Origin of the sequence: Acidovorax sp. SUPP3434 (assembly GCF_030159015.1) — a bacterium.
Lineage (GTDB): Bacteria > Pseudomonadota > Gammaproteobacteria > Burkholderiales > Burkholderiaceae_C > Paracidovorax.
The window spans coordinates 61,093-79,229 of sequence record NZ_BQXL01000012.1; the positions used below are offsets into that span (position 1 = coordinate 61,093).

An 18,137-nucleotide genomic window follows, 5' to 3' on the forward strand; every position below is an offset into this window, starting at 1 on the left:
CATCCGCCCCGCCTGGCCTGCGCCCCGTTTTGCCCGAATGACCTGCACTGCACCATGACCGCTTCCTCGTCTCCCTCCTCTTTCAGCGACAGCATCGCCTGGGTCCGCATCTCGTCGTGCTACCTGCCCCTGGCCAACCCCATCAGCGATGCCAAGGTGCTGACCGGACGGCAAAAGCCCATGACCGAGATCGCCATGCTGTTCGCCGAGATCGAGAGCAAGGACGGCCACCGGGGCCTGGGCTTCAGCTACTCCAAGCGGGCGGGCGGGCCGGGGCAGTTCGCGCACGCCCGGGAGGTCGCGCCGGCGCTGCTGGGTGAAGACCCGAGCGACATTTCCCGTCTGTGGACCAAGCTCTGCTGGGCCGGCGCGTCGGTAGGGCGCAGCGGCATGGCGGTGCAGGCCCTCGGCGCCTTCGACGTGGCGCTGTACGACCTCAAGGCGCGCCGCGCGGGCCTGTCGCTGTCCAAGCTGCTGGGCTCGCAGCGCGACTCGGTGCGCTGCTACAACACCTCGGGCGGCTTCCTGCACACGCCGCTGGACCAGCTGCTGCGCAACGCCAGCGCCTCGCGCGAGCGGGGCATCGGCGGCATCAAGCTGAAGGTGGGCCAGCCCGACCATGCGCTCGACATCCAGCGCGTGGAGGCGGTCCGCAAGCACCTGGGCGATGCCATGCCCATCATGGTCGATGCCAACCAGCAGTGGGACCGCCCCACCGCGCAGCGCATGTGCCGCGTCTTCGAGCCCTTCAACCTCGTGTGGATCGAAGAGCCGCTGGACGCCTATGACTTCGAAGGCCACGCCGCGCTCGCCGCCCAGTTCGACACGCCGATCGCCACCGGCGAGATGCTCACCAGCGCGGCCGAACACGGCGAGCTGATCCGCCACCGCGCGGCCGACTACCTCATGCCCGATGCACCCCGCGTGGGGGGCATCACCCCGTTCCTCAAGATCGCCGCGCAGGCCGAGCACGCGGGCTTGAGCCTGGGCCCGCACTTCGCGATGGAACTGCACGTGCACCTGGGCGCGGTCTATGCCACCGAGCCCTGGGTCGAGCACTTCGACTGGCTCGAGCCGCTGTTCAACGAGCGCCTGGAAATCCGCGACGGCCGCATGATGGTGCCCACGCGCCCGGGCCTCGGCCTGAGCCTGAGCGAGCAGGCCCGCGGCTGGACGCGCGAAACAGCGGAGTTCGGCACCCGCGCGTGAGCCCGGCGCCATCGACAATCGAGCGGCATGCCGCATGCAAAGCCCCCAGAACATCGCCCCACCCACGACGACCGCCCCATGACCGATTCCGCTTCACCCACCCGCCCGCCCCTGACCGTGCAGATGCACGCGGCCGACAACGTGGCCATCGTCGCCAACGACGGGGGCCTGCCCGCAGGCACGGTGCTGGCCTCGGGCCTGACGCTTGTCGACCGCGTGCCCCAGGCCCACAAGGTCGCCCTGGAAGACATCCCACAGGGCGCCGCCGTGCGCCGCTACAACGTGCCCATTGGCTACGCCATCCAGCCCATCCCCGCCGGCAGCTGGGTGCACGAGCGCCTGCTGCACATGCCCGAGGCCCTGTCGCTGGAGGGCCTGCCCCTGGCCACCGTGCGCCCCGAGCCCCTGCCCCCGCTCACCGGCTACACCTTCGAGGGCTACCGCAACGCAGACGGATCGGTGGGCACCCGCAACATCCTGGCCATCACCCAGACCGTGCAGTGCGTGGCCGGCGTCACCGAATTCGCCGTCGCGCGCATCAAGGCCGAACTGCTTCCCCGCTTTCCCAATGTGGACGACGTGGTGGCGCTGGAGCACACCTACGGCTGCGGCGTCGCTATCGACGCGCCGGACGCCGTCATTCCCATCCGCACCCTGCGCAACATCAGCCTGAACCCCAACTTCGGCGGCGAGGTGATGGTGGTCAGCCTGGGCTGCGAGAAGCTCCAGCCCGAGCGCCTGCTGCCCCCGGGCAGCATCCCCCTGGTGGACGAGCGCAGCGTGGCCGACGTGGGCACCAGCGCCGAGCCCAAGCTGGACGTGGTCTGCCTGCAGGACGAAGCCCACGTGGGTTTCATGTCCATGATCGACTCCGTCATGCGGCAGGCGGAAAAGCACCTGGAGCGCCTGAACGCCCGCCGCCGCGAGACCGTGCCCGCCGCCGAGCTGGTGGTCGGCGTGCAGTGCGGTGGCAGCGACGCCTTCAGCGGCGTCACCGCCAACCCGGCCGTGGGCTTTTGCACCGACCTGCTGGTGCGGGCGGGCGCCACCGTCATGTTCTCGGAAGTGACCGAGGTGCGCGACGGCATCGACCAGCTCACCTCGCGTGCCAGCACCCCGGAAGTGGCCCAGGCCATGATTCGCGAGATGGCCTGGTACGACGCCTACCTGGACAAGGGCCGGGTGGACCGCAGCGCCAACACGACGCCGGGCAACAAGAAAGGCGGCCTGTCCAACATCGTGGAAAAGGCCATGGGCTCCATCGTCAAATCAGGCAGCGCCCCGATCTCGGGTGTGGTCTCGCCCGGGGACAAGGCCACGCAGAAAGGCTTGCTGTATGCCGCAACACCGGCCAGCGACTTCATCTGCGGCACGCTGCAGCTCGCGGCCGGCATGAACCTGCACGTGTTCACCACCGGGCGGGGCACGCCCTACGGGTTGGCCGAGGTGCCGGTGATCAAGGTGGCCACGCGCAGCGACCTGGCGCGGCGCTGGCACGACCTGATGGACATCAACGCCGGGCGCATCGCGGACGGGCAGGCGACCATCGCGGACGTGGGCTGGGAGATGTTCCACCTGATGCTGGAGGTGGCCAGCGGGCGCAAGAAGACCTGGGCCGAGCATTGGAAGCTGCACAACGCCCTCGTGCTGTTCAATCCCGCGCCCGTGACCTGAGCGGCCCGGCGGCCCCGGCCGTCGAACGCGATGACGGCAGCGTTACCCACCGACCAGCGCTCGCACCCAGGCCGGCAGGTCCACGGCTTTCTTGCGCGGAAAGTCCACCCAGATGGTCGTGGCACCGCCGGCCGCGCACACCACGCCGGGCTGGTCCGCGCGCTCCATGGTGCCCCAGGTCTCGAACGTGGTGCGCCCCGGGTCGCTCACGTAGAGCTTGAGCAGCACCTCGGCCGGGTATTCGAGCTGCTGGTAGAAATTGCAGAAGGCATTCACGATCACTGGCCCCTGGCCCTGCGGGTCGGGGTTGCAGCCCGCCGCGACCAGCCAGTCGATGCGGGCCGTCTCCAGATAGCGAAAGTACACGGTGTTGTTCACATGGCCCATGGCGTCCATGTCGCCCCAGCGCACGGGAAAGCGCATCGTGTGCACGAGGGTCTTGGCTTCGGGAATCTCGATCTTCATCGGCGGCCTCGGTTGGTGCCGGGCGTGCGGGGCGGAACGCGCTGCAGACGGCCCGGCGAAGACTAGCGTCCACCCGCACAGCGTATCGCACGGCAGTCGCTGCACAGCGACCTTTTCCCAAACATGAGCATGGCGGCCAAAGCGAGACGGTCGCACGACCGGCCCACGGCTGAAACGCAGCATCCACACGGTCCCGGGGCCTTGTTCCAGGCGATCCAACCAACCCGAAAAACCTGAGCAGGAGGCGAGTAGCGCGCGCGCTCTAAAACTGAATAATCCTCAGAAACGGAGCCCGGCGGCGTTGCCGGGCCACCGCCGTTTCTGGAAAGCCGCCTCCCATGTCCGAGATCCCCGCCTCCCCCGACCCCGCGCCCGCCGCAGCAGCCGCCGCCGCAGCCACCCTCCCCGTGCGCAAGCTCGAAGTGGACCTGCAAAAGGGCTTCGCCCGCCACTGGCACGGCGGCGATGCCTTCCGCACGCAGTTCTTCAATGCGCTGTCGATGAGCTTTCCGGTGGGCGAGCAGTTCTTCATCGATTCCGTGCGCGATGCCACGCCGCTGCTGGGCAATCCCCATGGGCCGCTGGCCACCCGCTTCCAGGCCCTGCTGCGCGGCTTCATCGGGCAGGAGGCCACGCACCGGCATCTGCACGGGCTCTACAACGCCGAGCTGGAGCGCCAGGGCCTGCAGAACCACTGGCAGCATTGGGCGCGCGGACGCATTGCCCGCCTGCACCTGCGCACCAAGAATCCGCTGCACGCCCTGGCGGTCACCTGCGCCTACGAACACTTCACGGCCCTGCTGGCCGACGGCACGCTGCGCCATGCGCGCTGGCTCGATGGCGCCGACGCCACGCTGCAGACCGTGTGGCGCTGGCATGCCGCCGAGGAGACCGAGCACCGTGCCGTCGCCTTCGATCTCTACCGCGCCGCGGGCGGCAGCAACGCCTGGCGGGTGCGCTGGTACTTGTATGTGGCGCTGGTGTTCACCGTCGATGCGATGCGCCAGACGGTACTGAACCTGCAGCGCGACGGCACGCTGTGGCGCCCCTCCACGGCCTGGAGTGCGCTGCGGTTCTTCTGGGGGCGCGATGGCGTGGCCTGGCGCTCGCTGCCGGCGCTGGTGCGCTACCTGCGCAGCGACTTCCACCCCGATCAGGAGCACGCATCGCCCACGGCCGAGGCGCTGGCCCAGCAATGGCTGCAGGCGAACGCCGAGCGCTTTCGCGTGGTGGGGCGCGGCTGATTCGGCACTATTATTTTTATAGCAACACGCCCTAGTTCCCATTGCGCTGGAGGGCGATTTGGCTTGAAACCCTGCAAAGGCTCACCGCGCGGGTGAACCGGCGAATTCGCCGCGCTGCAGCTGCGACACATCGTTGCCCCGCGCGTCCTTGGCGCCGAGGTCCGCGCCCTTGGCCGCCAGGGCCTGCAGCAGTTCGGTTCGCTGGAACAGGGCGGCGTACATGGCGGCGGTCTGGCCGGCGTTGTTGCGCTGATCGGGGGCGCAGTCGGCCTGCACCAGCCGCCGCGCGATCGCCACCTCGCCCTTGAAGATCGCGCCCATCAGGGCGGTGTTGCCGCGCAGGTCCTGCACGCAGGGGTCGGCACCGGCCTTGAGCAACTGCTCCACCACCTCGCGGTGCCCGTGGTAGGCCGCCAGGATGAGCGCGGTGTAACCTTTTTCATCGCGAACATTGAGGTCGTAGCGGGCGGCGATGAACTCGCCCAGCATGTCGCGCCGGCCCTCGCGGGCCGCATCGAAGAAATAGCGGCGCAACTGCCGCTGGACCTGGGCCGGATCGGCCGGGGCTGCCGGCTCGGCCCCCGCCGCGGCTGCGGGTGGCGACGCATATGCAGCCGCTGCCGTGCCTGGGACCGCACTGGGGGCCGCACCCGCTGCGCCAGCCGCCATCGCGCCCACGCACAGCATTGCCAGCACCCAGGGGCGCGATCGATGGGAAAGGGACATGCCGATCTCCTTGGAATGGGGGGACGGTCTTGGGAGGGGCACCACCAGCGGCGCCCCTCGATGGATGCAGCACGCGGGCGCCAGGACGGCCACCCGCGCGCATCGCATTTCCGCGTCAGTCTTGCAGCGCGGAGGCCAGTTGCTTCACGCGGGCCAGGTCGCCCTTGGCCACGCGGGCCACGCCCGTGCCGTACTCGGGATCGGCCTTGTACAGGAACGACAGGATGATGTGCTTGCTCTCGGCATCGGCGCCGGCCAGCGATTCGCCGAAGCTCTGGATCAGGTCCTCGCGGTCCTTCTTGCCGTAGCTGCGGTACAGGTCACCGGCTTGCTTGAAGTTCTGCTCCTTGCCGATCTTGGCCTGCTGCGTGGTGCCGGACAGCGGCAACTGGCTGTAGCGCGCCGCCGAGACCTGCGGGCGGGGCTCCAGGCGGCTGGGCTCGTAGTTCACGCCGCTGGTCGTCTGGCCGAAGTTCAGCGTGCCGTCCTGGTTGCCGTTGTTCACGCCGACGCGGGGGCGGTTCACCGGCAGGCTCAGACCGTTGGTGCCGACCCGGTAAAGCTGCGTGTCGGCGTACGAGAACACGCGGCCCTGCAGCAGGCGGTCTTCCGAGGGCTCGATGCCCGGCACGACGTTGGCGGGCGCCATGGCGACCTGTTCGGTTTCCTGGAAGAAGTTGTCCACGTTCTTGTTCAGCACCATCTGGCCGATCTTGCGCTCAGGCACATCGGGCCAGATCTTGGTGGCGTCCAGCGCGTTGAACTCGAACTTGTTCAGGTCCTCGGGCTTGAGCACCTGCACGTACAGGTCCCACTTGGGGAAATCGCCCTGCTTGATCGCATTGACCAGGTCGTTGGTCATGTGGCTGTAGTCCTTGGCCTGGACGGCGGCGACCTGCTTGGGATCCAGGTTCTTCAGCCCCTGCAGGCTCTTCCAGTGGAACTTCACGTAGTGCACCTGGCCCTGGCTGTTGACCAGCTTGTAGGCATGCACTCCGTTGCCGTCCATGAACCGGTAGCCGGCGGGCGTGCCCTCGTTCGAATACAGCAGCGTGAGCGTGCGCGTGGCCTCCGGCACGTGCGAGAAGAAGTCGAAGCGGCGGGAATCGTCGTCCAGGTTGGTGCGGGGGTCCGGCTTGAACGCATGCACCATGTCTGGAAACTTGATGGCGTCGCGGATGAAGAAGGTGGGAAAGTTGTTGCCCACCAGATCCCAGTTGCCCTGGCTCGTGTAGAACTTGGTGGCGAAGCCGCGGGGGTCGCGCAGCGTCTCGGGGGAATGGTTGCCGTGCACCACGGAAGAGAACCGCACGAACACCGGGGTGCGTTCGCCGGCGCTGAACACCTTGGCCTGGGTCAGCGAAGAGAGGTCTTCCGTCGCCACGAACTCGCCGCGCACGCCGGTGCCGCGGGCATGCACGACGCGCTCCGGAATGCGCTCGCGGTCGAAGCGCTGCAGCTTCTGGATCAGCTGCACGTCCTGCAGCAAGGTGGGGCCGTTCGGGCCGGCGGTCTGCGAATTCTGGTTGTCGCCCACCAGGGCGCCGTTGTCGCGCGTGAGGGCGGATTGGGCGAACGCCGCTGGCGCTACCAGCGCGCCTTGCAGCACCAGCGCTGCGGTGAAGATTTTTCTGGTTGTCATGGAAACTCCGCTCCAGTCGTTAAGGGAATCGAATGATCCACGTGGCGGAATGTCGCTCACAAGAGGGGTTTGGCTATGGCCGCGATGAATATTGCCGATGGGCCCCTCACAACCCTTTGGATGGAGTGCAGTAAATGCCGGAAAGCGCGCGGACGGGCGCTATTAAAAAAATAGCAATCTACGAATCGAAACACCCCGCCGGTCGCTTTTTATTACATATCCGAAGCGCTTTCCGGGGTCTTTCGGTTAATTGCCGTCAGTCCAGCCAGCCCAGCAACGCCGCCTTGACCGCGGCCGCCGTCTTGTTGGGCGTCTGCAGTTTGGCAGTGGCGTTCTTGAGGTGAAACCGCACCGTGTTTTCGGACACGTCCAGAATCTGCGCAATATCCGCCATGGTTTTCCCGTCCGCCGTCCATTTGAGGGCCTCCAGCTCGCGCGGGGTCAGGAACGCCTTCTGGCGGGTGCCGTGCAAAGCCTTCATCGCGCGGCCCATGGCTTCGTACGAGGCGCTTGCAAGGAACGACATGCGGGGCTCGTTCGCCTTGAGTTCCTCCTCCGCCAGGGGAATACGGGAGCGCACCAGGGTCAGAACGCCGCGCAGGCTGCCCGCGCTCTGGTTGGCCTGTGACCAGCCGACTTTCAGCCCATGGGACTGCGCTTCACGCCACAGCTCGGGCGCCGAGGCGAAAAGCTCGTCGCTCCAGACCACGGGCCGCTCGGATTTGCGGCAATGGGCCACGGTGGGGTCGATATGGTGGTATTCGGCGACGGAATATCGCCTTTGCCACGCTTCCGGAAAATCGTCCACCTGGACCACCTGCGGGCGGGAGATGGGGACGGGAATGTAGAGGGTATACGCGCATCGCTCGAAACCCAATTCCGTCGCCGCGGACTTGATTTTGCTGAAGATTCTGTTCTTGCAGGTCTCATTGGAGAAACATTCGGAAACCTCCCGCTGCCAAGACTGTGCTGCCATCACCACCCCTTTTTTTGATTAACTATTTATTAATCAGTCTACCCAGCAATGTTTTGGGAGGGCGCCCTTTCGCCATGCCGATTGGGATGCGCAATATGAAAACCGCGCATAACCCGGCCCGAATCCACGGACGCGTGGCGGGGCCGGGCAGGACTCAGCGGTGGGCCTGGATGGTGGCCAGAATGCCCAGGGTGAACATGGCGCACGCGGCCCATTGGGCAGGCGCAGGCCAGTGGCCGTCCCAGGCGAACGAATAGACGAGAGCGAACAGGGTCTCGCTCACGATCAGCTGGCCGCACAGGCTGGCGGACAGGCGTTGGCTGGCCACATTCCAGAGGATGGTGGCCAGCCAGGTCGCGCCCAGCCCGATCGCAAGGCACACCAGCACGAAGGCGCCGAAACCCGGCTGCGCCGCCAGTTCTGCCAGGGGCGTGCCCTTCACCCCCCACAGCAGCAATCCACCCAGGCCCGTGGCCACGCCCAGCCAGTTGGCCCATTGCGTCGCGCCCACCTCGGGGTGGCGCTGCACCCAGGCCGAATTGAGGATGGCGAACGCCGTCCAGAAGACCAGCGCCACCAGCACGATGCCGATGCCGCGCCACCAATACGCACCGCCGCCCGCCGCCGGCGATCCACCCTCGCCGTGCGGCGCGAACGCCATCAGCGCCAGGCCCGCCAGGGTCAGGGCCAGCCCCGGCACCAGGGCCGCCCAGCGCAGCCCCTTCGGTTTGCCCAGCAGCATCACCCATATTGGAATGGTGCCGATGATGAGGGCCGGCACCTCCACCCCCGCATCGCGGATCGCCAGCACCAGCAGCAGGTAGTAGCCGGTGAAGCCCAGCACGCTCAGGCCCAGGGCGGCCCCGGCCTGGCGGGCCGTCGGCCAGCGCACCGCCGGGCGCGTGCCGGGGCGCAGGCCCCACAGCAGCATGCCCACGGCCATGGCGCCGTAGGCCACGAAGCGGCCGGCGGTGAGGTCCACCGACGCGAACCCGGCCACCATGCGCGGCGCGACGAACACCAGCCCCCAGAGCGCGCCCGCGGCGAGCCCTGCCAGGATTCCGGTCAGCATCGGCCGGCGGTCAGACCGCGAAACCGTCGTCGGCGGCGATCACCGCGCCGTTCACGAAGTGGCTCTGGTCGCTGGCCAGCATGACGATGAGCGCGTCCAGGTCCTTGGGCTGGCCCACGCGCTTGCGCGGGAGCATGTCCAGGAGCTTGCGGCCCTGCTCGGTCTGCCAGTGGTGGTGGTTGATCTCGGTGTCGATGTAGCCCGGGCACAGGGCGTTCACCGTGATGCCGAAGCGGCCCCATTCGAGCGCCATGGCCCGCGTCATGTGCACCACGGCCGCCTTGCTCATGCAGTACGCGCCGATCTGCGGCAGCACCTTGAGGCCGGCCATCGAGGCGATGTTGATGATGCGCCCGCCGGTGAAGCTGCCCGGCGCCGCCCCGCGCGAGCGCGCCAGCATGCGCTTGCCCACTTCCTGCGCCACGAAGAAGGCGCCCTTCACGTTGGTGTCGAAGATGAAGTCGAAATCCTCGGGCTCCACGTCCTGCAGGCGCTGGGTGGTGGAGACGCCCGAGTTGTTGACCAGGATGTCGATGGAGCCCATCTCCGTCTCGGCGTGGGCCACCGCCGCCTTGATGGAGTCGTGGTCGGTCACGTCCAGTTCGATCACATGGGCGTCGCCGCCTTCGCCTTCGATGCGCGCGCGCAGCTCCTTGAGCTTTTCCACGCGCCGGCTGGCCAGCACCACGCCCGCCCCGGCGGCGGCCAGCGTGCGGGCGAATTGGGCGCCGAGCCCGCTCGATGCCCCGGTCACGAAGGCGACGCGCCCTTCCAAATCGATGCTGTAAGCCATGGGATGTCTCTCTTGTCAGAAAATAGAACGATCGTTCGATTGTCGGTTTTCCGTGAATACAATCTGTCCGACCGACGGACTGCGCGCAGGCCAGTCGCCCGCGGCGGATCACCCATTATCAAACCACCACGAGACACCCATGACCCCAGAAGAAATCCTCGCCCAACACGGCCCCCGCGAAGCCATGGAGTACGACGTGGTGGTCGTCGGCGGCGGCCCCGGCGGCCTGGCCACCGCCATCCGGCTCAAGCAGCTCGCCACCGAAAAAGGCCAGGACATCTCGGTGGTGGTGCTGGAAAAGGGCTCCGAGACCGGCGCGCACATCCTGTCGGGCGCCATCATGGACCCGAAGGCGCTGACCGAGCTGATCCCCAACTGGAAGGAACTGGGCGCGCCGCTCAACCAGCCCGTCACCGACGACGCCATGATCTTCCTGGGCGAAAAGTCGTCCTGGCGCACCCCAAACTTCCTGTTGCCGCAGTGCTTTCAGAACCACGGCAACTACATCGTGAGCCTGGGCAACGTGGTGCGCTGGCTCACCACCCAGGCCGAGAACCTGGGCGTGGAGATCTTCCCCGGTTTTCCGGCCGCCGAAGTGCTCTACAACGAAGACGGCTCGGTCAAGGGCGTGGCCACCGGCAACCTGGGCGTGAGCAAGGAAGGCGAGCCCACCGCCGACTTCCAGCTGGGCATGGAGCTGCACGCCAAGTACACGATCTTCGCCGAGGGCGCGCGCGGCCACCTGGGCCGCCAGCTCATCAGCCGCTTCAAGCTGGACCAGGGGCGCGACCCGCAGGCCTACGGCATCGGCGTGAAGGAACTCTGGGAAATCGACCCCAAGCGCCACCAGCCCGGCTTCGTCATGCACACGGCCGGCTGGCCCATGGACAGCGACACCTACGGCGGCGCGTTCCTCTACCACGCCGAGGACAACAAGGTCACGCTGGGCTTCATCACCGGCCTGGACTACTCCAACCCCTACCTGAGCCCGTTCGAGGAATTCCAGCGCTGGAAGACCCACCCCAACATCCGCTACTACCTGGAAGGCGACGAGGCCAAGGGCATCAAGCCGGCCAAGCGCATCGGCTACGGCGCACGCGCCATCACGGCCGGCGGCCTGCTGTCGCTGCCCAAGACGGTGTTCCCGGGCGGCGCGCTGGTGGGCTGCGAGGCGGGCTACCTCAACGTGAGCCGCATCAAGGGCAGCCACGCGGCCATCAAGACCGGCATGCTGGCGGCCGAGGCGGCCTACGACGCGGTGCATGCGGGGCGCCAGCACGACGAACTCACGGCCTACCCCGAGGCGTTCGAAAAGAGCTGGCTCTACGCCGAGCTGAACAAGGCGCGCAACTTCAAGGCGTGGTTCAAGAAGGGCCTGGCCACCGCCACGCTCATGAACGGCATCGAGCAGTTCGTGCTCAAGGGCAACATTCCCTGGACGCTGCACCGCGACAAGCCCGACCACGCCTACCTGAAGCCCGCGGCCGAGTGCAAGCCCATCGTGTACCCCAAGCCCGACGGCAAGCTCACCTTCGACCGGCTGTCCAGCGTGTTCATCAGCAACACCAACCATGCCGAGAACCAGCCGGCGCACCTGACGCTCAAGGACCCGAGCGTGCCGGTCAACATCAACCTCGCCAAGTACGCCGGCCCCGAGGCGCGCTACTGCCCCGCCGCCGTGTACGAGTTCGTGCCCGACGAGGCCAAGGGGGGCGATGCCCAGCGGCTGCAGATCAACGCGCAGAACTGCGTGCACTGCAAGACCTGCGACATCAAGGACCCGACGCAGAACATCGTCTGGGTCACGCCCGAAGGGGGCGGAGGCCCGAACTACTCCGGCATGTGATGCCTCCCCCGCCCTCGCCAGGGCGACCCGAAGGGCCTGCTTTGCAGGCCCTTTTTTCGTGGGGATTCCGACGGCCTTTGCAGGAACGCGCCTACAGGGTCGCCCTGCCCTGCGGGCGAGACTGTCTGGCCTTTCCGCGCCGCGCACTGCAGCGCAGTATCGAAACCCACCACGCCATCGAAGCAGGAGACCCCATGGCCCGTTCCCCCGCCCCACGCTACCGCACCCACCGTCGCCCGCTCTGGCCCCTGGCCGTGGGCGCAGCCGCCGTGGGGGCAGCGCTGGCATTCTCGGCCAGCGCATCCGTGCGGGCCCCGCGGGGCATCGAGGTGGTGGAGGATTTCAACGTGGACCGCTATGCCGGGCACTGGTACGAGCTGGCCCGCATCGACCACCGTTTCGAAAAGGGCCTGGTCCAGACCAGCGCCCACTACAGCCGGGGGCCGGACGGATCGGTGCAGGTGCTCAACCGCGGCTTCGATCCGGCCCGCAAGCGCTGGCGCGAATCGCGCGGCCGGGCGGTGTTCATCGGCCGCCCCGACCAAGCCTCGCTGAAGGTATCGTTCTTCGGCCCCTTCTATGGCGGCTACCACGTGGTGGCGCTGGACGAAGACTACCGCTGGGCCATGGTCGTCGGCGCGAGCCTCGACTACCTGTGGGTCCTCTCGCGCACCCCCACCCTGCCCCGCGGCGTGCGCCCCCGCCTGCTGGCCCAGGCACGCGCGATGGGCGTGGACATGGACCGCATCGTCTGGGTGCCGCAGGACGAAGACGGCGCCGTGCGCATTGCAGCTTGACGCAGCGCCCCACCGCTACAAAATCAATAGCAACCGAGACAATAAGAACTAGGGCGAGCGGCACTTTTCAGCAAAATCCGCTGGCCGTAGCGCGCTGGAGCCCTGCGCAGCCCCTTGACCGTCACTGTGCGAACAAGGGCAGGTCGGCCCGCTTGAGCGTGCGCAGCACGAAGCTCGACCGGCTGTGGCGAATGCCCTTGATCTTGTAGAGCTTCTCGCGCAGCAGCCGCTCGTAATCGCGCGTGTCCTTGACCACGACACGCAGCAGGTAGTCGTAGTCGCCTGACACCAGGTGCGCCTCGATGACTTCGGGAATGCTGGCCAGCGTTTCGCCGAACTTCTCCAGCGTGTTGTCCGAATGGCTGTCGAGCGTGACCTGGACCAGCACCGTGTCGTTCAGATCGAGCGCCTTCGGGTTCAGGCGCACGGTGTAGCCCTCGATCACGCCCGCCTCCTCCATCTTCTTGATGCGGCCCCAGCAGGGCGACGGGCTCAGGCCCACGGCGTTGCCGATCTCCTGCAGGCTGGCTCGGGCGTCGGCCTGCAGGACGGAGAGGATTTTTCTGTCGAGGCGGTCCATGCACTGCATTGTTCTCCCAATTCACATATTTCAGAAGAATTTTCTGCAAATATGGCATTTTTGAAGAAATTTAGAAAATCCATCCAGTGCCCGCACCGCATACTTCATCCATCAAGGCGCCCTTACCGGGGCGCACGAAACAGGCAGGGCCCCGGCGGATTACCGTTCGCCGGGGCGCTTGGCTTTCGAAAGCATGGCCTTCTGGATACACGGCAAGCCCCCGCGCACACCGCGGTCGGATCGCCCGGCGCGCACCGGCGCTGCAGTTAGAATCCGCCCGGTCAGGAGAGAGCGCCGCCCCGTCACCGGGATTGCCGGCGCCGCCGAAGGCGCAGGGTGACCCCGAACGCTCAGGCAAAAGGACTGGCAAAACGCCCGCAGGGATGCGGGCGTTCCCCTTGCTGGAGAGAGGTCCGCCGCGTGCGCGGGCCCACCGAAGGAGCAAGCCCCGCGCCGCCTTGGCACGTGGGTGAATCTCTCAGGTAAAGCGGACAGCGGGGCAAAGGCGTGGCCATATGGCCGCGTTCCCATTTGCCCTTGCTGGAGATTGCCATGTCCGCCGCCGACGCCGCCCTGCTCACCACCCCGCTGAATGCCCTGCACCTCGAACTCGGGGCCCGCATGGTGCCGTTCGCCGGCTATTCCATGCCCGTGCAGTACCCCGCCGGCCTGATGGCGGAGCATCTGCACACGCGCCAGGCCGCCGGCCTGTTCGACGTGTCGCACATGGGCCAGTTGCGCCTGGTGGGCAGCGATGCCGCGGCCGCCTTCGAATCCCTCATTCCCGTGGACGTGATCGACCTGCCCGTGGGCAAGCAGCGCTACGGCCTGCTGCTGAACGACGAGGGCGGCATCATCGACGACCTGATGTTCATCAAGCAGGGCGAGGCCGACATCTTCGTGATCGTGAACGGCGCCTGCAAGGCCGGCGACATCGCGCACATCCAGGCCCGCATCGGCCAGCGCTGCGAGGTCGTCCCCATGCCCGACCATGCGCTGCTGGCGCTGCAGGGCCCGCAGGCCGTCGCGGCGCTGTCGCGGCTGGCACCCGGCATCGAGCAGCTCGTCTTCATGACCGGCGGGCGCTACGAGATCGCGGGCTGCGATGCCTTCGTCACCCGCAGCGGGTACACCGGCGAGGACGGTTTCGAGATTTCGGTGCCCGCATCGCAGGCCGAGGCGCTGGCGCGCGCCCTGCTCGCGCAGCCCGAAGTGAAGCCGATCGGCCTGGGCGCGCGCAACTCGCTGCGCCTGGAGGCGGGCCTGTGCCTGTACGGCAACGACATCGACACCAGCACCACGCCCCCCGAAGCCGGCCTGAACTGGGCCATCCAGAAGGTGCGCCGCACGGGCGGTGCGCGGGCCGGCGGCTTTCCCGGCGCGGCCAAGGTGCTCGCGCAGATCGACGACCCGGCCACCCTGGCGCGCAAGCGCGTGGGCCTCACGGCGCTGGAGCGCGTGCCCGTGCGCGAGCACACCCCGCTGCAAAGCACCGAGGGCGAGGCCCTCGGCGAGGTCACCAGCGGCCTGCTGGGCCCGAGCGTGAACCAGCCCATCGCCATGGCCTACGTGCCCCCGGCGCTGGCCGCCATCGGCACCCGCGTGCAGGCCATCGTGCGCGGCAAGCCGGTGCCCATGCAGGTGTGCGCGATGCCGTTCGTGGCGCCCCGCTACTACCGCGGCTGAAGCGGGCAGCCGGGGCCACCGCCAAGGCGGCGGCCACCGCTACATTCCAGATTCCTTTTCTTCATTTTTCAGGAGCCCCCATGACCGTTCAATACTCCCGCGATCACGAGTGGATCGACGCCGCCGATGCCGACGCCGCCGTGGTCGGCATCACCGTCCATGCCCAGGATGCCCTGGGCGACGTGGTGTTCGTGGACCTGCCCGAAGTCGGCAAGACCTTCTCGCAGGGCGAAGTGGCCGGCGTGGTCGAGTCCGTCAAGGCCGCCGCCGATGTGTACATGCCCGTCTCGGGCGAGGTGGTGGAAGTGAACGAGGCGCTGCGCGCCGACCCGTCGCTCGCCAACTCCGATCCCTTGAACGCCGGCTGGTTCTTCAAGGTCAAGCTGTCCGAGCCGGCCCAGTTGTCCGGCCTGATGGACGAAACGGCCTACACCGATTTCGCCAAGAACGCCTGAGCCTTTTCCTTCCCCTTTCCTTTTCCTTTTCCGTCCACGGTCCTCTTCCATGCTGATGCAATCCGCCCTGCCGCTTGGCGCGCTTGAAAACGCCACCGAGTTCCTGCCCCGCCACATCGGCATCGACGGGGCGGACGAACAGCACATGCTCTCCGCCATCGGCGAGGCCTCGCGCCGCGCGCTGGTGGACGGCATCGTGCCGCGCTCCATCGCGCGCAGCCGGGCCATGGACCTGCCGCCCGCCACCACGGAAGCCGCGGCACTGGCCGAGCTGAAGGCCATCGCCGCACAGAACCAGGTGCTGCGCAGCTTCATCGGCCAGGGCTACCACGGCACGCACACGCCGGGCGTCATCCTGCGCAACATCCTGGAGAACCCCGCCTGGTACACGGCCTACACGCCGTACCAGGCCGAGATCTCGCAGGGCCGCATGGAGGCGCTGGTCAACTTCCAGACCATGGTGTGCGACCTCACGGCCATGCCCATCGCCAACGCCTCCATGCTGGACGAGGCCACCGCGGCGGCCGAGGCCATGACGCTGGCCAAGCGCTCGGTCAAATCGAAAAGCACGCGCTTCATCGTGGCCGGCGATGCGCACCCGCAGACCATCGAAGTGATCCAGACGCGCGCCGCGCCGCTGGGCATCGAGGTGGTGCTGGCCAATTCGCTGGCCGAGTGGAATGACGCGCTGGACGGCGACTACTTCGCCGTGCTGGCGCAATACCCCGCCACCAGCGGCCGCATCGACGATCTGGCAGCCGATGCCGCCAAGGCGCATGCCAAGGGCGCGGCCTTCATCGCCGCGGCCGACCTGCTGGCCCTCACCCTCATCACACCGCCCGGCGAATGGGGCGCGGACATCGTGGTGGGCACCACGCAGCGTTTCGGCATGCCCATGGGCGCGGGCGGCCCACACGCCGCCTTCATGGCCTGCCGCGACGAGTACAAGCGCTCCCTGCCCGGCCGCCTGGTCGGCGTGAGCGTGGACGTGCACGGCAAGCCCGCCTACCGCCTGGCGCTGCAGACGCGCGAGCAGCACATCCGCCGCGAAAAGGCCACCTCCAACATCTGCACGGCCCAGGTGCTGCCCGCCGTGGTGGCCAGCATGTACGCCGTCTACCACGGGCCCCAGGGCCTGATGCGCATCGCCCAGCGCGTGGCCGCCTACACCGCCATCCTGGCCAAGGGGCTGGAGCAACTGGGTGCGCCGCTGCGCCCGCAGGCCGCCTTCGACACGCTGTCGCTGCACACCGAAGGCGCGACGCAAGCCATCGCGGCCCGCGCCGTCTCGCTGGGCGCCAACCTGCGCGTCTACTTCGAGAACTACCTGTGCATCTCGCTGGACGAGACCACCACGCGTGCCAACATCGAGCTGCTGTGGAAGGTGTTCGCCCAGGAAGGCCAGGCGCTGCCCACCTTCGCCGCCTTCGAAAAGGGCGTGGAGCCGCTGATCCCCACGGGGCTGCGCCGCACCAGCGCCTTCCTCACGCACCCGGTGTTCAACACCCACCATTCCGAGACCGGCATGCTGCGCTACATCCGCCAGCTGTCCGACAAGGACCTGGCGCTGGACCGCAGCATGATCCCGCTGGGCAGCTGCACCATGAAGCTGAACGCGACCAGCGAGATGATCCCCATCACCTGGCCCGAATTCGCCAACGTGCACCCCTTCGCCCCGGCCGACCAGCAGCGGGGCTACCGCCTGCTCGACGAGCAACTGCGCGCCTGGCTGTGCGAGGCCACGGGCTACGCCGGCATCAGCCTGCAGCCCAACGCGGGCTCGCAGGGCGAATACGCCGGCCTGCTGGCCATCAAGGCCTACCACGCGGCCCAGGGCGAGGGCCACCGCAACATCTGCCTGATCCCCAGCAGCGCGCACGGCACCAACCCCGCCAGCGCCCAGATGGTGGGCATGCAGGTCGTGGTGACGGCCTGCGATGCCAACGGCAACGTGGACCTGGCCGACCTGCGCGCCAAGTGCGAGCAGCACAGCGCGCACCTGGCCTGCGTGATGATCACCTACCCCAGCACGCACGGCGTGTTCGAGACACAGGTGAAGGAACTGTGCGCGCTGGTGCACCAGCACGGCGGGCGCGTGTACGTGGACGGCGCCAACATGAACGCCCTGGTGGGCGTGGCCGCCCCCGGCGAGTTCGGCGGCGACGTGAGCCACCTGAACCTGCACAAGACCTTCTGCATCCCGCACGGCGGCGGCGGCCCCGGCGTCGGCCCCGTGTGCGTGGTGGCCGACCTGGTGCCCTACCTGCCAGGCCACCGCACCGCGGCCGCGCAAGGCGCCCTGGGCGCCGACACGAACGCCGCCGCCAACGGCGTGGGCGCGGTCAGCTCCGCGCCGCTGGGCAATGCCGCCGTGCTGCCGATCAGCTGGATGTACATCCGCATGATGGGCGCCGAAGGCCTGCAGGCCGCGACCGAGACGGCCATCCTGTCGGCCAACTACATCAGTGCGCGCCTGAAGGACCACTACCCCACGCTGTACGCGAGCGCCAACGGCCACGTGGCCCACGAGTGCATCCTGGACCTGCGGGGCCTGAAGGAAACCAGCGGCGTGATGGCCGAGGACGTGGCCAAGCGACTGATCGACTACGGCTTCCATGCGCCCACGCTGTCGTTCCCGGTGCCCAACACGCTGATGGTGGAGCCCACCGAGAGCGAAACGCTGTCCGAGCTGGACCGCTTCATCGACGCGATGATCGCCATCCGCGAGGAGATCCGCCAGATCGAATCCGGTGCCTGGCCGCAGGACGACAACCCGCTCAAGCACGCGCCCCACACGGCCGAGAGCCTGCTCGCCCCGGAATGGACGCGGCCCTACGCCCGCGAGACCGCGGCCTTTCCGGTGGACGCCTTGCGCCGCAGCAAGTACTGGTCGCCGGTCGGCCGCGTGGACAACGTCTGGGGCGACCGCAACCTGTCGTGCAGCTGCATTCCGGTGAGCGACTACGCGTGAC

At 67.9% G+C, this 18,137-nt stretch carries 15 protein-coding genes and 2 riboswitches; of the genes, 8 read left to right on the forward strand and 7 right to left on the reverse strand.

Translation table 11 applies throughout. The features are described 5' to 3' along the window. Positions 1-54 precede the first annotated feature (54 nt). Positions 55-1,209, forward strand: coding sequence for an L-talarate/galactarate dehydratase (locus AVKW3434_RS17705; protein ID WP_284406888.1), 1,155 nt, complete (start codon positions 55-57; stop codon positions 1,207-1,209). Between the two features lie 78 nt (positions 1,210-1,287). Next, complete coding sequence (gene garD / locus AVKW3434_RS17710; RefSeq protein ID WP_284406889.1) at positions 1,288-2,883, forward strand: galactarate dehydratase; 1,596 nt, start codon at positions 1,288-1,290, stop codon at positions 2,881-2,883. Positions 2,884-2,925: 42 nt separating this feature from the next. On the opposite strand, the gene AVKW3434_RS17715 is transcribed toward garD, so the two are convergent. After that, on the reverse strand, positions 2,926-3,348 hold the full coding sequence (locus AVKW3434_RS17715) for an acyl-CoA thioesterase (protein WP_284406890.1): 423 nt from the start codon (positions 3,346-3,348) through the stop codon (positions 2,926-2,928). Between the two features lie 338 nt (positions 3,349-3,686). Here AVKW3434_RS17715 and AVKW3434_RS17720 point away from each other — a divergent pair, with 338 nt between their 5' ends. Then, positions 3,687-4,592 (forward strand): metal-dependent hydrolase, encoded by a 906-nt coding sequence (locus tag AVKW3434_RS17720; protein WP_284406891.1) that lies wholly within the window; start codon positions 3,687-3,689, stop codon positions 4,590-4,592. 81 nt (positions 4,593-4,673) lie between these two features. Here the strand turns inward: AVKW3434_RS17720 and AVKW3434_RS17725 are convergent, their stop codons facing one another. The 5 genes from AVKW3434_RS17725 to AVKW3434_RS17745 all read right to left on the reverse strand — a co-directional run bounded on the left by AVKW3434_RS17725 (position 4,674) and on the right by AVKW3434_RS17745 (position 9,801). Beyond that, the gene (locus AVKW3434_RS17725) at positions 4,674-5,318 is read right to left on the reverse strand and encodes an ankyrin repeat domain-containing protein (RefSeq protein ID WP_284406892.1); all 645 of its coding nucleotides are present in this window, start codon (positions 5,316-5,318) and stop codon (positions 4,674-4,676) included. A gap of 115 nt (positions 5,319-5,433) precedes the next feature. Continuing rightward, a complete protein-coding gene (gene katB, locus AVKW3434_RS17730; RefSeq protein ID WP_272569385.1) occupies positions 5,434-6,960 on the reverse strand; it encodes a catalase KatB in 1,527 nt (508 codons plus the stop codon). Positions 6,961-7,216: 256 nt separating this feature from the next. Continuing rightward, a complete protein-coding gene (locus tag AVKW3434_RS17735) occupies positions 7,217-7,936 on the reverse strand; it encodes an autoinducer binding domain-containing protein (RefSeq protein WP_284406893.1) in 720 nt (239 codons plus the stop codon). 154 nt (positions 7,937-8,090) lie between these two features. After that, the gene (locus AVKW3434_RS17740; RefSeq protein WP_284406894.1) at positions 8,091-9,008 is read right to left on the reverse strand and encodes a DMT family transporter; all 918 of its coding nucleotides are present in this window, start codon (positions 9,006-9,008) and stop codon (positions 8,091-8,093) included. 10 nt (positions 9,009-9,018) lie between these two features. After that, positions 9,019-9,801 (reverse strand): SDR family oxidoreductase, encoded by a 783-nt coding sequence (locus AVKW3434_RS17745; protein ID WP_272563733.1) that lies wholly within the window; start codon positions 9,799-9,801, stop codon positions 9,019-9,021. 139 nt (positions 9,802-9,940) lie between these two features. Here AVKW3434_RS17745 and AVKW3434_RS17750 point away from each other — a divergent pair, with 139 nt between their 5' ends. Both AVKW3434_RS17750 and AVKW3434_RS17755 read left to right on the forward strand, forming a co-directional pair. Next, positions 9,941-11,647, forward strand: coding sequence for an electron transfer flavoprotein-ubiquinone oxidoreductase (locus AVKW3434_RS17750; RefSeq protein WP_284406895.1), 1,707 nt, complete (start codon positions 9,941-9,943; stop codon positions 11,645-11,647). 194 nt (positions 11,648-11,841) lie between these two features. Then, positions 11,842-12,444 (forward strand): lipocalin family protein, encoded by a 603-nt coding sequence (locus AVKW3434_RS17755; RefSeq protein ID WP_284406896.1) that lies wholly within the window; start codon positions 11,842-11,844, stop codon positions 12,442-12,444. 121 nt (positions 12,445-12,565) lie between these two features. Here AVKW3434_RS17755 and AVKW3434_RS17760 read toward each other — a convergent pair whose 3' ends face one another. Further along, positions 12,566-13,024: an Lrp/AsnC family transcriptional regulator gene (locus tag AVKW3434_RS17760; protein ID WP_272563736.1), complete on the reverse strand. Its 459-nt coding sequence runs from the start codon at positions 13,022-13,024 to the stop codon at positions 12,566-12,568. Between the two features lie 280 nt (positions 13,025-13,304). Further along, positions 13,305-13,392, forward strand: a riboswitch (glycine riboswitch). A gap of 23 nt (positions 13,393-13,415) precedes the next feature. Further along, positions 13,416-13,529, forward strand: a riboswitch (glycine riboswitch). Positions 13,530-13,576: 47 nt separating this feature from the next. Here AVKW3434_RS17760 and gcvT point away from each other — a divergent pair. The 3 genes from gcvT to gcvP all read left to right on the forward strand — a co-directional run bounded on the left by gcvT (position 13,577) and on the right by gcvP (position 18,136). Beyond that, positions 13,577-14,710 (forward strand): glycine cleavage system aminomethyltransferase GcvT, encoded by a 1,134-nt coding sequence (gene gcvT, locus AVKW3434_RS17765; protein WP_284406897.1) that lies wholly within the window; start codon positions 13,577-13,579, stop codon positions 14,708-14,710. Positions 14,711-14,790: 80 nt separating this feature from the next. Next, on the forward strand, positions 14,791-15,165 hold the full coding sequence (gene gcvH / locus AVKW3434_RS17770) for a glycine cleavage system protein GcvH (protein ID WP_284406898.1): 375 nt from the start codon (positions 14,791-14,793) through the stop codon (positions 15,163-15,165). A gap of 49 nt (positions 15,166-15,214) precedes the next feature. Continuing rightward, positions 15,215-18,136, forward strand: coding sequence for an aminomethyl-transferring glycine dehydrogenase (gene gcvP, locus AVKW3434_RS17775; protein WP_284406899.1), 2,922 nt, complete (start codon positions 15,215-15,217; stop codon positions 18,134-18,136). The last annotated feature ends 1 nt before the right edge of the window (position 18,137 follow it).

Bases quoted from the DNA above. Each gene is read 5' to 3' on its own strand.
- AVKW3434_RS17750 (WP_284406895.1), top strand. From the start codon at position 9,941: ATGACCCCAGAAGAAATCCTCGCCCAACACGGCCCCCGCGAAGCCATG.
- gcvH (WP_284406898.1), top strand. From the start codon at position 14,791: ATGACCGTTCAATACTCCCGCGATCACGAGTGGATCGACGCCGCCGAT.
- AVKW3434_RS17740 (WP_284406894.1), bottom strand. From the start codon at position 9,008: ATGCTGACCGGAATCCTGGCAGGGCTCGCCGCGGGCGCGCTCTGGGGG.
- AVKW3434_RS17760 (WP_272563736.1), bottom strand. From the start codon at position 13,024: ATGGACCGCCTCGACAGAAAAATCCTCTCCGTCCTGCAGGCCGACGCC.
- AVKW3434_RS17755 (WP_284406896.1), top strand. From the start codon at position 11,842: ATGGCCCGTTCCCCCGCCCCACGCTACCGCACCCACCGTCGCCCGCTC.
- garD (WP_284406889.1), top strand. From the start codon at position 1,288: ATGACCGATTCCGCTTCACCCACCCGCCCGCCCCTGACCGTGCAGATG.
- katB (WP_272569385.1), bottom strand. From the start codon at position 6,960: ATGACAACCAGAAAAATCTTCACCGCAGCGCTGGTGCTGCAAGGCGCG.
- AVKW3434_RS17715 (WP_284406890.1), bottom strand. From the start codon at position 3,348: ATGAAGATCGAGATTCCCGAAGCCAAGACCCTCGTGCACACGATGCGC.
- AVKW3434_RS17735 (WP_284406893.1), bottom strand. From the start codon at position 7,936: ATGGCAGCACAGTCTTGGCAGCGGGAGGTTTCCGAATGTTTCTCCAAT.
- AVKW3434_RS17705 (WP_284406888.1), top strand. From the start codon at position 55: ATGACCGCTTCCTCGTCTCCCTCCTCTTTCAGCGACAGCATCGCCTGG.
- AVKW3434_RS17720 (WP_284406891.1), top strand. From the start codon at position 3,687: ATGTCCGAGATCCCCGCCTCCCCCGACCCCGCGCCCGCCGCAGCAGCC.
- gcvP (WP_284406899.1), top strand. From the start codon at position 15,215: ATGCTGATGCAATCCGCCCTGCCGCTTGGCGCGCTTGAAAACGCCACC.
- AVKW3434_RS17745 (WP_272563733.1), bottom strand. From the start codon at position 9,801: ATGGCTTACAGCATCGATTTGGAAGGGCGCGTCGCCTTCGTGACCGGG.
- AVKW3434_RS17725 (WP_284406892.1), bottom strand. From the start codon at position 5,318: ATGTCCCTTTCCCATCGATCGCGCCCCTGGGTGCTGGCAATGCTGTGC.
- gcvT (WP_284406897.1), top strand. From the start codon at position 13,577: ATGTCCGCCGCCGACGCCGCCCTGCTCACCACCCCGCTGAATGCCCTG.